Source organism: Naasia sp. SYSU D00057 (genome assembly GCF_017916505.1).
Lineage (GTDB): Bacteria > Actinomycetota > Actinomycetes > Actinomycetales > Microbacteriaceae > Naasia.
Genome location: NZ_JAFMSZ010000001.1, coordinates 274,446 through 287,550, shown reverse-complemented (window position 1 = coordinate 287,550; position 13,105 = coordinate 274,446). Strand labels below are relative to the sequence as shown.

Annotated in this window: 13 protein-coding genes; 7 read left to right on the top strand and 6 right to left on the bottom strand. The window is 68.9% G+C overall.

Annotated features, from left to right (window positions below):
- Positions 1-186: 186 nt before the first annotated feature.
- From J3P36_RS01410 to J3P36_RS16120, 6 genes are all read left to right on the top strand, one after another.
- Positions 187-597 carry a hypothetical protein gene (locus tag J3P36_RS01410; RefSeq protein ID WP_210505479.1) on the top strand — a complete coding sequence of 137 codons (411 nt, stop codon included), beginning with the start codon at positions 187-189 and terminating at the stop codon, positions 595-597.
- A gap of 74 nt (positions 598-671) precedes the next feature.
- Entirely contained in the window at positions 672-1,064 is a 393-nt protein-coding gene (locus J3P36_RS01405) for a hypothetical protein (protein WP_210505478.1), read from the top strand.
- A 154-nt stretch (positions 1,065-1,218) separates the two neighbouring features.
- Positions 1,219-2,373: an exonuclease SbcCD subunit D gene (locus tag J3P36_RS01400; RefSeq protein WP_210505477.1), complete on the top strand. Its 1,155-nt coding sequence runs from the start codon at positions 1,219-1,221 to the stop codon at positions 2,371-2,373.
- Positions 2,370-5,312 carry an AAA family ATPase gene (locus J3P36_RS16685; RefSeq protein ID WP_210505476.1) on the top strand — a complete coding sequence of 981 codons (2,943 nt, stop codon included), beginning with the start codon at positions 2,370-2,372 and terminating at the stop codon, positions 5,310-5,312. Before J3P36_RS01400 ends, J3P36_RS16685 begins: the two co-directional genes overlap by 4 nt.
- Before the next feature lie 22 nt (positions 5,313-5,334).
- The gene (locus J3P36_RS01390) at positions 5,335-5,916 is read left to right on the top strand and encodes a GIY-YIG nuclease family protein (protein ID WP_210505475.1); all 582 of its coding nucleotides are present in this window, start codon (positions 5,335-5,337) and stop codon (positions 5,914-5,916) included.
- A gap of 121 nt (positions 5,917-6,037) precedes the next feature.
- The gene (locus tag J3P36_RS16120) at positions 6,038-6,676 is read left to right on the top strand and encodes an SHOCT domain-containing protein (protein ID WP_246854109.1); all 639 of its coding nucleotides are present in this window, start codon (positions 6,038-6,040) and stop codon (positions 6,674-6,676) included.
- Positions 6,677-6,814: 138 nt separating this feature from the next.
- Here J3P36_RS16120 and J3P36_RS01380 read toward each other — a convergent pair whose 3' ends face one another.
- The 4 genes from J3P36_RS01380 to J3P36_RS01365 are packed head-to-tail and all read right to left on the bottom strand — an operon-like array spanning position 6,815 to position 9,746.
- On the bottom strand, positions 6,815-7,963 hold the full coding sequence (locus tag J3P36_RS01380) for an OmpA family protein (RefSeq protein WP_210505474.1): 1,149 nt from the start codon (positions 7,961-7,963) through the stop codon (positions 6,815-6,817).
- Between the two features lie 20 nt (positions 7,964-7,983).
- Entirely contained in the window at positions 7,984-8,844 is an 861-nt protein-coding gene (locus J3P36_RS01375) for a hypothetical protein (protein ID WP_210505473.1), read from the bottom strand.
- Positions 8,837-9,265 (bottom strand): hypothetical protein, encoded by a 429-nt coding sequence (locus tag J3P36_RS01370; RefSeq protein WP_210505472.1) that lies wholly within the window; start codon positions 9,263-9,265, stop codon positions 8,837-8,839. The genes J3P36_RS01375 and J3P36_RS01370 overlap by 8 nt, the downstream gene beginning before the upstream one ends.
- Positions 9,252-9,746, bottom strand: a complete 495-nt coding sequence (locus J3P36_RS01365; protein WP_210505471.1) for a hypothetical protein — start codon at positions 9,744-9,746, stop codon at positions 9,252-9,254. The genes J3P36_RS01370 and J3P36_RS01365 overlap by 14 nt, the downstream gene beginning before the upstream one ends.
- Positions 9,747-10,273: 527 nt before the next feature.
- Between J3P36_RS01365 and J3P36_RS01360 the strand changes: the two genes are divergently transcribed.
- Positions 10,274-11,056: a G5 domain-containing protein gene (locus J3P36_RS01360; protein ID WP_210505470.1), complete on the top strand. Its 783-nt coding sequence runs from the start codon at positions 10,274-10,276 to the stop codon at positions 11,054-11,056.
- Positions 11,057-11,084: 28 nt separating this feature from the next.
- Here the strand turns inward: J3P36_RS01360 and J3P36_RS01355 are convergent, their stop codons facing one another.
- Both J3P36_RS01355 and J3P36_RS01350 read right to left on the bottom strand, forming a co-directional pair.
- Positions 11,085-11,876 carry an IclR family transcriptional regulator gene (locus J3P36_RS01355; protein ID WP_210505469.1) on the bottom strand — a complete coding sequence of 264 codons (792 nt, stop codon included), beginning with the start codon at positions 11,874-11,876 and terminating at the stop codon, positions 11,085-11,087.
- A 13-nt stretch (positions 11,877-11,889) separates the two neighbouring features.
- Entirely contained in the window at positions 11,890-13,098 is a 1,209-nt protein-coding gene (locus tag J3P36_RS01350) for an alanine--glyoxylate aminotransferase family protein (protein ID WP_210505468.1), read from the bottom strand.
- Between the last annotated feature and the right edge of the window lie 7 nt (positions 13,099-13,105).

The following is a 13,105-nucleotide window of genomic DNA, read 5'->3' as shown; positions in this document are numbered from 1 at the left end:
CGCCGTCACGGCGACCGCTGCCCCGCGCGGGAATGAGCGCGGAAGCCGGCCGCAAGTGGGGGTCGATGGGCCGGCCGAGTTGGTTTCGTAGGAGGTCCTCCCTCCCCAAGCGTGTGACATGGGTGTCTGCCCACGAATCAGCGCCAGCGACGGGATGCCTGCACACCGGCCCAGCACCATCGGCGCATGACGATGCCGACCGCCGACGAACTCAGCAACGTGCCGCTCATCACCGCCGCCGACATCGAGAATCGCGTCGCCGGACTGATCGGGAAGGCGATCATCCGCAAGCTCTGGCTGCTTCCCCTCGACGCCGAGCGGAAGCAGATACCGCTCCTGATGCCGATCGACGGCATTCCCGAGAAGGCGCCGACCGACGGCTCGCTGGGACCGTTCCTGAAGGCCGTCTGCGCCGCCCCGGCACGGGAGGTGGTCGGGGTCCTCGAACGGCTCGGTGATCCGCGGCTCAGCGCCGACGATCGGGGGTGGCTCCGCTTCCTCGCTGCGGGCCTCATCGAAGCCGGGCTGGGCTCGGCGGGCATGGTGCTCAGCCACTCGACGGGCTGCCGCTGGCTCCCGCCCGAGGAGTGGATGTGAGCCTGCGGGCCTCCGCCTTCCGCCCCTCGTGAATCACAACACCTGGTGCTTATCCACCGCTCAAGACTCCACATGTGGAGGACGCGCCGGAAAATCTTGGGGTCTGGTGGCTGTCGGCGGAGGGGCCTACCGTGACCGGCATGGAAAGCCCGCGGGAGCCGATGATCGAGGGAGAACGAGCCTCGCTGATACTCGCCGCGGTTTTGAGCATGCGGGTCTGCGGCAGGCACGGCCACACCCTCCGGCTCGCCGGTACGGCCGATCCGAGATCCATGGCCGCGCTCATCCGCGCGGTGGATCGGCTCGAGAAGCGGATGCGCTCCCTCGGCACCACGGACCTCGTCGACCAGGCCTCCAGCTACGCGGAACGACGCGGCGAGGCCTTCGCGATCGTGGCCCAGCGGGCGATGGATGCCTACGGCATGACCGTCGCCCCCTGGGCGTACCAGCTAAGCGACGCCTCCTGACGAGGATCCGGACATGGGCGCGCCCGGCCTTCGACCGGGAAGCATGCGTCGCCGTGCGGATGACCGCGGCCTCGGGCGGCGATCTGGCCACGAGGTCACAGCATCGCGGCGTTCCTCCGCCCCGATGTCGCACCCTCGACCTACCGTCGCAGGCGTGAAGATCCTCCACACCTCGGACTGGCACATCGGGCGCACCTTCCACACGCACTCGACGCTCGACCACCTCCGCGTCGTGCTCGACGCGCTGGCCGCCGCCGTCCGGGAGCAGGGGATCGACGTCGTCCTCGTCGCCGGCGACGTCTTCGACTCGTCGATGCCGTCGGCCGACGCGATGACGCTCCTGAGCGACGCGTTCCGGAGCATCCGTGCCGCGGGTGCCGAGATCGTCGTCACGAGCGGCAACCACGACTCCATCACGCGCCTCGGCTTCCACTCGGAGTGGATCCGCCACGCCGGCATCCACGTGCTCACCCAGCACCACAGCCTCGACGAGCCGGTCGCCCTCGAGGACGAGCACGGCACCGTGCACTTCTACGGCATCCCGTACCTCGAGCCCTCGCTGCTCCGGCACCACTACCCGGAGACCGACCTCCGCACCCACGAGCAGGCACTCGCGTTCGCGATGTCACGCATCAACGCCGACCGCGCCTCGCGGGGCGGCCGCTCCGTCGTCCTCTCGCACTGCTTCACGGCCGACGTCGCGGCAAGCGACGGCGTCGAGCGCGACATCACCTCGGGCGGCCTCGACCTCGTCCCCGCCGGCGTCTTCGACGGCCCCGACTACGTCGCCCTCGGCCACATCCACGGCCGCGCCCGGCTCAGCGAGCGGGTCCGCTACTCGGGCGCCCCGCTGCACTACTCCTTCTCGGAGACCGACAAGCTGCGCGGCGGCTGGCTCGTCGAGCTTCGCGCCGACGGGCTCGGCGATGTCACCTGGCTCGAGCTGCCCGTGCCGCGTCGGCTGACGCAGCTCACCGGCGAGCTCGACGCCCTCCTCACCGACGCGGCGCACGCCGAGCACGAGGGGGACTGGGTGAAGGCGGTCCTCACCGACCAGGTTCGGCCGATGGACGCCATGCGCCGGCTGCAGCAGCGCTTCCCGCACTGCGTCGCCCTCGAGTACCGGCCCACCGTCGTCGCCGACGTCATTGCGGCGAGCTACGGCGACCGGGTCAAGGAGCGGACGGACGCCGAGATCGTCGGCGAGTTCCTCTCCTTCGTCCGCAACGGCGTCGGCCCCAGCGACTACGAGCGCGGGCTCGTGCACGAGCTGCTCACCGAGCAGGACCTGCGCGAGGTCACCGCGTGAAGATCCTCCGACTCCGCCTCGCCGGCTTCGGGCCGTACAAGGACGAGCAGGTCGTCGACTTCGAGCAGTTCGACGCCGACGGCATCTTCCTCATCTCCGGCAAAACGGGCGCCGGCAAGTCGAGCATCCTCGACGCGATCTGCTTCGCCCTCTACAACGCGATTCCGCGCTACGACGGCCGCGACGCCCAGATCCGCAGCCACCACTGCGGCGTCGACGACCCCTCCTACGTCGAGCTCGAGTTCCGGCTCCGCGGCGAGGACTACCGGATCCACCGGACGCCCGAGTACCAGCGACCCGCCAAGCGCGGGGGAGGGCTGACCACAGCGAAGCCTGAGGCGCGGCTCGACGTCCGCGACGGCGACGGCTGGCGCGGGCTCGCCGCGATGCCGCGCGAGGTGGGAACGGCCCTTGCCGAGATACTGCCCATCAAGGAGGACCAGTTCCTCCAGGTGATCCTGCTCGCCCAGAACCGGTTCCAGCGCTTCCTGCTTGCCAAGACCGACGAGCGGCGGGCCGTCCTCCGCACCCTCTTCGGCACGGCCCGGTTCGAGAAACTCGAGTCAGACCTCATCGAGCGGCGGAAGGCGCTGGATGCCGAGGTCGCCTCCAGCCGCCAGGCCCTGCGGTCGCATGCGGCGACGGTCGCCGAGCAGGCCGGGCTGGACGAGGTGAGCGAGCCGACCCTCGACTGGTTCCTGGAAGCGCGCGACCTCGTCACCGAACAGCTCGTCGTCGCGACCGCGTCGGTCGACACGGCGCGTGCCGCCGCGGACGAGGCCGAGGACCGCTGGCGACAGCTCGAGGGGCTGCGGAGCAAGCAGGACCGGCGCGCGAACGCCGCCGCGAAGCTCGACGCGCTGGTGGAGCGCGAGCCGGAGACCGCCGTGCTTCGCGTCGCCCTGGCGGCGGCCGAGCGAGCCGAGCGGGTGCTGCCGCAGGTCGATGCCGTCGATGCCGCCACGGCCGCCCTGGCCGGGGCGCGGGACAGTGAGGCCGTCGCCGCTGTAGCCTGGTCCCTCTTTGGAGCGACCGACGCGGACCTCGCCGCCGAGGTCGACCGACTGACAGCTGCCCTCGGATCGCTCGAGTCGGCCCTCGCCGACGAGACTCGCCTCGCCTACCTGGACGCCGACGTGACGGAGCTCGCGCAGGCGCTCGGTGTGAAGGACGGGCTCATCGAGAGCCGCCAGCAGCGCATCGCCGAGCTCCCAAAGCAAATCGACGAGCTCGACGGCCGGATCTCCGCGGCGGCACAGCTAGCCGCCACCGTCGAGGACCGGCGCCGAGAGGTCGAGCGGCTCACCGTCGCGGTAGAGGCCGGCCGGAGCGCCGCGCGGCTGGCGTCGGCGTTCGAGTCGGCTGAGGGGTCGGAGCGGCTTGCCAGCAGCAGGAATCGGGACGCGGCCGCCGCTTACGACGACATCCTCAACCGCCGGCACGCGGACATCGCCTCAGAACTCGCCGCCGCTCTCACCCCCGGTGAGGCCTGCATCGTGTGCGGCTCGGTTGACCATCCGTCGCCTGCGCCGCAGGTGGAGGACCCGGTGACCCCGGAGGCCATCGAACGCGCGCGAGCGACCATGGGGGAGCGGCAACGGGATCTCCAGGCGGCATCGCAACGCGTCATCGATATGGCCACCGCGCTCTCGGAGGCCCGCGCGAAGGCCGGTGCAGCGCTGGACGAGCTGCAGGCCGACCTCGACCGAGCTTCTGTGAACCTCGCCGCCGCGAAGACCGCCGAGACCGAGTGCGCCTCCCTCGAGAAGCAGAAGGCGGCGCTGCGTGAGCGTCTGGACTCCGAACAGGCGGCTCTGACCGCGGACCGGACCGAGCGCGCTTCGCTCGCGACCCGGCACACCGAGGCCGAGGTGAAGGCGCTGGAGGCGAAGACGCGCGTCGCGACTCACCTCGCCGGCTTCCCCTCTGTGAACGAGCGCGCCACCAAGTTGCGCGAGCAGCGTGACGCCGCCCGCGCGCTCGACGAGGCGCGGCGGCTCGTCGCTCAGCGGACAGAAGCTCTCGAGGAAGCTCAAGCAGCGCTCGCGCGCCAGCTGGCCGAGCAGTCGTTCGCGAGTTCGGATGAGGTTCGTGCCGCTCGCCTCAGCGTTCGGGGCACCGAGCAGCACCGGTCGGAGGTGAAGCGGTACGAGGACGAGCTCGCCGCCGCCCGTGGCGTGCTGGCGGAGCCGGAACTCGCCGACCTTCCCGCCGATCTGGTCGACCTCGAGCCCACCCGCGCGGCTCTGCTCACGGCCCGCACCACTCGCGACGAGACGATCGCGGCCCACGCCGCCCTCCGCGGACGAGCCGAACTCGTGCAGGCGCGTGTCACTGAAGCCGAGGACCTGATCGGCCGCTCCGCTCGTCTGCTCGACGAGTACGCGCAGGTGCGCGAGCTCGCCGCGGTCGTGCACGGGGACGAGCCGAACACCAAGCGCATGCGGCTGGAGACGTTCGTTCTCGCCGCGCAGCTCGAGGAGATCATCGCCGCAGCCAACCGCCGGCTGCGGACGATGACCGACGGCCGCTACACGCTGGTCCTCGATGACAACAAGCAGTACCGGAACGCCGAGGCGGGCCTCGGGCTCAGCGTGCTCGACGAGCACACCGGTGTCCCGCGCCAGACAGCGTCACTGTCGGGCGGCGAGATGTTCCTCGCCTCGCTCTCGCTCGCGCTCGGCCTCGCCGAGGTCGTTTCGCAGCAGGCAGGCGGCATCCGCCTCGACACCCTGTTCGTCGACGAGGGCTTCGGTTCCCTCGACGGCGAGACGCTCGAGGTCGCTATGCATGCCCTCGACAGCCTTCGTGCGGGCGGCAGGACGATCGGCCTCATCAGCCACGTCGACTCGATGAAGGAGCAGATTCCGGCGAAGCTCGCGATCACCGTGAAGAGCACGGGGGAGAGCGAGATCGAGTCCAGCTACGCCATGGTGTGACTGGGCGGAGAAGGAGTTGGCCTTGAAAGAGGCGATCGAGAACGCGCTGCGGACACTCGCGGCACCTGGTCACCGTATAGCCGATGCCTTCGACCACGTCCCGAACGTGCCCGGTCTCTACGCAGTACACGCGGACGGCGAGGTGTGGCGTGAATTGCAGCTTGAGCCCCGCTCCGGGTCTTTCCCTCTCTACGTCGGCAAGGCCGAGGACAGTCTGGCTTCACGCGACTTGCGGACTCACTTCTCTGCGGGACGCACAGGGTCGTCCACCTTGCGGCGGTCCTTGGCGGCGCTTCTTCGGCGGTCGCTCGAACTCTGTGCGACGCCCCGAAATCCTGCCAAGCCGGGCCACTTCGCCAACTACACCCTTACGTCGGAGGGCGAGGCCCGCCTCACCGAATGGATGAGGGATCACCTCACCCTCTCGGTCTGGGCGAAGCCAGATCTTGTCCGATTGAGAGATATCGAAGTTGCCGTCCTGCGTGCGTGGCAGCCACCGCTGAATCTCACCGATGTGGCCGAACCCTCTCGGTATCTGAAAACCCAGCGCGCGGCCATGGCTGCTGAAGCCCGCGAGTGGGCCGCCTCTCAATATCCGCGCTAGTCGAGCCGAACGAATCCAAGAGGACGCGAAGAGGAGCTTCGCCGGCCGAGTCACCCGAAAAGGGGTGGCGTCAGCGCCAGGGCTGCGGACAGTTGGATCCGCATCCGCCTAGTGTGACTGCATGGTGTTTCCCGGGCGAGTCATCGGCGGTCAGTACATGAACGCCTCTGTTGATACGAATAGCAGAGGTGATCTTGTCGTGCAGATTGTGCCGCCATTCAAGACCCGGAAACTGACCGCCGACGAAGTAGCTGAGTGGGAGGAGATCACCTCCGACGCACGCGGTGGTGCCGCAGGCGCCGTGGGGGCGGTCGGAAAGGCAGTCGCAGGCGCTGTCCTGCCAGGGGTGGTAGGTAAGGCAGCCTCCGCCGCGCTCGGCGCAACGGTGGACGCAACAAGCCGCCCGCCACGAACGATCCGCGTGGACTGGATGGACGGCAAGCAGTCACTGATCAAGCTGCCTGAAAAGCTCTTCATCCACCTCTCGGTCCTACTGAAGGACCGGCAGGTCGAGCCGGTGGCACCGATTCTTGCCCCCGCTGAACCAGCACAGGACTCCAAGCCTGATCTCACTGGGCAGGTCCTGACTCACCTGGCCGGCTTCTTGAAGGATCGGCGGTCAACAGCTCCAGGGGCAGCACCCGAAGCCCAGCCGGACGTGACGGAGCACATCGCGAAGCTCGCCGCGCTTCGTGATCAGGGAATCCTCACCGATGAGGAATTCGCGACTAAAAAGGCCGAGTTGCTAGCCCGTCTGTAGCCCGAAGTAACAGGCTGCCGACGACGCCCACACGGCCGCCTCTCCTTTGTGTCTGAGCAGAACGTCCATCGAAGTCGGCCGGTTCTTCGCTGAACATCATCGGTGCTGAGTCGACTGTTGCGGCCCCCGCCTGATGCGTCAGGCGCACGGGTTCATACCGGCAGCCGTCAGGATGACCTTGCGGTTCTCGGCGGCGCGCTGCTCGGCGGTCTTGCCACCGCCGTCCACCTCGTCGATGAATCCGCACCACTCGTGCCCCACACCGGCAGTCTGGATGGAGTCGGCCGGCGCCCCGAGCGAGACGAGAATGCCCTTCACGCGTTCGGCTCTCGCGAGTGAGAGCTGGACGTCGGCTTCCTGCGACTGGCTTCCCTGCGCTGAGGTGCTGCCCGTGACCGTCACAGCAACGCTGCCGTCGGCGATGCTGGTCGCGATCTCGCCCAGCACGATGCGGACGCTGGCCTCATCGAGAAGCTCCGAGGAATCCGGCTGGAAGCGAACCTGGTCATCGTGCAGCACGACCGGCTCGTCCCAGCTCGGCGTCAGCGGCACGGCTCTGATGGGGACCGCCGTGACATCGGGAAGACCGGGATCGGGCGCACCCGTGAGCGGCTCCTCCAGAACTTCGAGAGTGCCGCCCGCGCCCTCGATCACCGCGCGCCAAATGGCGATGAGATTCTCGCGGGCGGAGATGGAGAGCGGCTGCTGCGGGCTGGACACGTCGCCCATCCCCGACCAGTAGACGGTCACCCCGGCGAGGTGCGACGGCAGTTCGTTCGCGGTTCGAAGGGCGTCGGCCACCTCAGCCGCCGGCGCGTAGAGCAGGTCGCCCTCGACGAAGTTAAGCGTGCCTGTGGTCTGGAGGCCGCTGCCGACGACCAGTACACCGAGCTGAGAGCCCCCACCGCTTCTCGCGGCGAGGTCCATCGCAGCCAGGTAGTCGACTTCTGGGGTCGAGGCTCGCCGCTTCTCGAGGTCCGCGGAGACCGCAGATACGGCCCTCGCGTGGTCATCCGCGCAGATGGCTTCGTCATGCGCGGGCGATCCGAGCGGCACGACCGGTGCAGCTTCGGGAACGCCGCTCGGAACAACGATGGTCACCGACCCGTTGCTCTCGGCGGCCTGCTCGAGCAGACCCGTGCCGGACTCTGTGAGCGCAGGCGCTGCGGAGTTCGCGGTCGCTCCGTACACGATCCCAAGGTGCTTCGGGTCGCTCGCGTCGCAGGCCACCGCGTCGCCGCTAGTGCACGCCGTCAGCGTGCCGGCTGCGAGGACGGCGCCGACCATGACACCGATTCTGCGCCGGCTCATCCAGCGTCCTCCATGTCGGGGCGGGGAAGCACCGCGAGCCGGTCGCGGCGCGAGTTGAGCTCGCGCAGCAGGTGGCTGGTCTGTCGCGGGTCCTGCTCGTGCTCAGCGAGACGAGTGGCGATCTCGGACCGCAGAAGCGCGAAACGCTCGACCACGATGCCGTGTGCAATCTCGAGCCGCTGCGCATCGACGTCGTCGAGAGCTTCCGCTTCAGCGACGTCCGCCTCTGCCGCCCGCACTGCGACGGCCGCGTCGTCCCGCTCCTGCCGGGCCCGGTACACGACGCGCTCGGCCTGCTCGACTGCGGCCAGCAGCGGGCGGCTGGTGAAGTAGGTGACGAAGAAGCTCGCGATGCCCGTCGCCGTAAGGAAGAACGCCGTCATCAGGGCCATCAGAGACTCGGGAGCGAGCAGGTCGACCCCACCGGCCGGCGCCGGCGCAGCGGCGCCCAGCGCCGCCTCCGTCGCCGTCGGGGCGTCCGACGTGGCCGAGGCGGAGATGCGCATCGTGGTGACGAGCACGAGGATCGCGACCCAGACGAGGGCGATCACTGCCAGCAGCCACTTCCACGAGCCGCGGTAGATGCCGTCGGACACCCGTCGGGCGGCGATCGCCGCCACGTGCGGGAGCACGATCATCATGACCGAGAAGCCGGCAGTCACCAGGTAGAGCTGGAAGCCGATGGACCCTGCGGCACTGGCCGACCGGTTCAGCATCAGCAGCGACTGCTGCAGCAGGAGGTAATCCGCAACGACGAGCACGGCGAGGATCACATAGACGCCGACGTGCTTCCAGACGGACAGGTGGCCCGGGCGGGCCGGCCCTCGGTAACGGCGAGGGGTGCTGAGGCTAGACATGGATGTTGCCCTCCGGGTCGTGACGGGCCAGCTTGGCTTCGAGTTCCGTGAGTGCCCGCGATGCGCGGTCGAGGCGGAACTCTCCGCGGTCGAGTCGGGTACGGGCGGCGGCGAGGTTGTCCTCGGCGATGCTGACGAGGTTCGCGGCGGCCTTCTGGTGATGGGTGCGCTGCACGTCGAGTCCCAGGTGCAACTCGCGTTCTCCAGCGGCGAGATGCCCGTCGAGGACTCGCAGCGTCTCGGCGTCGGTCGCGTTCGCGTCCATCATCGAGCGGAGTCGCCCGAGGATCATGTTCTCGAACTTGCTCAGCTCGCTGAGGTCGTAGTCGACCGGCTGGACACCACGTGTCCGGCCGATCGCTGCGCTGGAAACGATGGCGGTTGCGGCTCCCGGGTAGCGGGCTCCTCTAGTTCTTGGCACGGCGCTTCTCTCCAGTCCACTTCATCGGGAGGGCATCGGTCGTCCGGTGGCCGCCGTCGGAGGTTGCGGCGGCGGGGAGCCACTCGGGCGCCGGGATGGGCTTGGGTTCATCGACGAGCGCATCCCGATATCGGTGATGCCGTCGGAGGGCGTACCAGTAGATATAGAGCTGCTGGTTCGCTCGGTCGACAAGGTGCTCGATCGCGAGGTGTGCGGCCTTCGTCCGCTCGTCGATGCGTGCCCTCGCCTCGACGACGTGCCGGTCGACGGCGGCGAGTTCGCGGCTCAGTCGCCGGAACTCCTCCGCCTCGACGGTGGAGGCCTGCGTGTCCGAAACGGCGGTGGACAGCGCGTCGAGTCGAGCCTCGAGCAGTTGGCGCAGCGGTGCGGCGCGCTCGACGTACTCGCGATCGTCGCGACTCGCCTCGTCGAGCTTCCGCCACACGGTCCGCGCGGAGTCGTCCGCCAGCCTGGTGATCATTCCGATCTTCGGCGTCGTCGATGCGACGGTGCCGGAATTGGTCAGCGCATCGATATGGGGGATATTGCGGGCTCCGTCGCGGCGCGCGTTCCGCTGCAGGGAAATGCGCGTCCAAAAGGGCACGCCGGACCGCAGAGAAGGGCGCTCGGATCTAGACAGGGTCATGGGTTCTCCACAATCCACGTGAACCGGCTTATCGCCGGAAAGTGGACCGTTCGGGGTCGGAGACGAAGAGAGAGGTGGGTGGCCTCTTCGCTGGACACTAACGAAGGTCGCTCTGCGGTAACTTCCCCCAGTCCGGGGGGACCGGCTTGCGTTTGTTGGCGTTTTATGCGCGATAGTTCATCGCCGTGCCCGAACGGCACCACCCAGTCTTTGCGCGGAGAGTCGTCTTAGTTCCGGCGACATTGCCTGGGGAAAGGTCGGTCCAAAAGTGCTGGCCCGCGTTCTGGGGGACGCCTGCCGATGGCACCACGTCGCTGGGCGCGCCAATCTGATCGAGGCGACGCCGACAAGAGGAGAACGAAATGAGCCGCCCGGCTGGCTGGTACAAGGATCCGGAGAAACCCGGGCAGATGCGCTGGTGGGACGGAGAGCAGTGGGCCTCGCAACTCTTCGGGGCACCGACCAGCGACACTTACGCATCTGCGACGGCGCGCAGCGCGTCCGCTCCGCCACGAAGATTCGGGCCGCTCCTGCGGCCGCGGAACGTCGTCATCGCGGCCTCCGCGGCGCTGCTTCTCTTCATCGGTGCGATCTCCACAGGAGGCGCGCACGCGCAGCTGGCCAACGGTGCAGCGGCGATCTCTGACGCCGATGCGATGTCCAAGCCGACCGCCCCTGGCGACGGCCCGGAAGAGACCTTCACGACGGCCGCCGAGACGGAAGTCGTCCCGTTCTCGCGCACCACCGTGGACGACCCGAGCCGCGACGCCGGCACGTCGGCGGTGACCCAGGTCGGTGTGGACGGGGTCCGAACCAAGACCTATCGGGTGACTCTCCATGACGGAATCGAGGTCGAGCGCACAGTCACGGCGGACGAGATCACCACGCCGCCGGTGGAGGAGATCACCTCCGTCGGCACCTACGTCGCTCCGCCCGCGCCCGTTGCTCCGCCGGCATCAGCGGCGGGGGAGGGGTGCGACCCGAACTACGGCGGCGCGTGCGTCCCCATCGATTTCGACGTGGACTGCGACGGCGGAGCTGGCAACGGACCGTCCTACGTCCGAGGCCCCGTGACGGTGGTCGGGAGCGACATCTACGCGCTCGATCGCGACGGAGACGGGATCGCCTGCGACGTCTGGTACTGAGTACCTGCGTGACCCAGTAGGCGCTCCGCTACTGCGCGATGACCGCCTCGAACTCCGCCGCCCCGGCCCGCACGACATCCCCGATCTGCCGCCGATGCGACTCGGAGAGCCGATACGCGGGCGCGACGACCGTGACCGCACCGACGAGCGCGCCGTAGGACCGCACAGCGGCAGCAGCAGCCCACACCCCAGCGTCGACCTCAGCAGCCGACTCCGCGTACCCGCTGTCCCGAATCGCCCCCAGATCCGCCTCGAGCTTCGCGCGGGCCGCCTTCGACATGGGCGGGCGGAGCAGGTCGATGTACTGCTCCCGCTTCGCGTCGCTGTACTCGGAGAGCAACACCTTCGGCGCGGCGCCCTGGTGCAGCGGCATCAGGTGACCCGGCTGGAACGAGATCGAGATCTGGTGGTCGCTCTCGGCGATCGCGAGGCAGACGGCGGCGTCGTTGACCCGGCGGAGGTACAGCGCCGTCTCGCCGGTCTCCTCGCGCATGCGATCGAGGATCGGCTGCGCGAGGGTCCGGTAGTCGAGCGACGCCTCCGCCGAGTGGGCGAGCTGAAGGATGCGCGGACTGAGCACGAACGTGCCCTTGCTGCGCTCCTCGATGAGGTTCATCTCCCGCAGCAGCGACAGGTAGCGGTAGGCGCTCGGCACCGAGATGTCGAAGCTCTCGAGCACGTTGTCGATGGTGAGCTCGGGACGGCTCTCCGAGAACTGGAGGAGGATCTGCAGCACCCGCCGGGCGCTGTCGACACCCTTGGTCCGCTGCGCGAGAGAGGGAACCGGCTCCACCCCGTCCGGTGCATTCATGGCATTCATAGAGGCGTCGAGCCTAAACCAGCGCGTCGGCGGCGCTGCGCTGACGCCCCCGCTGCTCGCTCAGCACCTCGAGCGCCGCGTCCACGCCGGCGCCGACGTCGAGCTTCATGCCGAGGTCGAGCTTCATGCCGAGGTCGAGCAGCGTCCGGCCGAGCGCGGTGAGGCCGACGATCGAGTGGAACCCGCCGGCGGTCGAGCCCATGTGGGAGAGGCGGATGAGGTTGCCGGCGCCCTGGCCGTGGGAGAACATCACGCCGTACTTCGATCGGGCGAGGTCGCGCACCTCGGCGTTGTCGATGTCGTCTGGGAGGCGAATCGAGGTCACGCACGCCGACATGCTCTCCTCGCGCCGCGCCCAGAACTCGAGGCCCATCGCACGGGCCCCGGCCTTGGTGAGCTCGCGGGCGTCGACGTGGCGCTGGATGACCTGGTCGATGCCCTCGGCGAGGGCCTGGTCGAGCGCGGCCTCGAGGCCGTTGATGTCGCTGACCGACGGCGTGTACGGGAAGCGCCCGTCGCCGAGCCACTTCTCCTTCCAGTCGAGGAGGGAGAGGTAGGAGTCGCGCGGGGCCGCCGGGTTCGAGTAGATCTTGTCCCAGGCGCGCTGGCTCACCGAGATGAGGGAGAGGCCGGGAGCGCCGCCGAGGCACTTCTGCGGGCCGGTCACACAGAGGTCGAGGCCCCAGTCGTCGGTGCGGTGCTCCATGCCGAGCACGCCGGACACGGTGTCGACGTAGGTAAGGATGCCGCGGTCGCGGCACATGGGGCCGATCCGGGAGACGTCGGTGACCGTGCCCGACGGGGTCTCGGAGGCGACGAGGCAGACCATCTCGATGCTGGGATGGGCGTCGAGGAACTCCTCGACCATCTCGGGCGTCACGGCGTCGTCGTAGCCGACCTCGAGCTCGTGCACTTCTGCTCCGAAGTCGCGGAGCCAGTACCCGGTGCCCTTGCCGAAGATGCCCTGCACGAGGTTGAGCACCTTCATGCCAGGGGTCACCAGCGACTTGAGGGCGCCCTCGAGGCCGAGGATCGCCTCGCCCTGCAGGATGAGCACGTCGTTCCGGGTCTGCAGGATCTCGGCCGTCTTCTCCTGCACCCGGCGGAACGTCGCCTTGAAGTCGTCGTCGTAGTGGTACTGGATCGGCTTCGCGAGGCCCGCCAGGGTCGCCGCGGTGACCTCCACGGGCCCCGCGGACAGGGTGAACTCGAGCTTCTGCATGGGACGG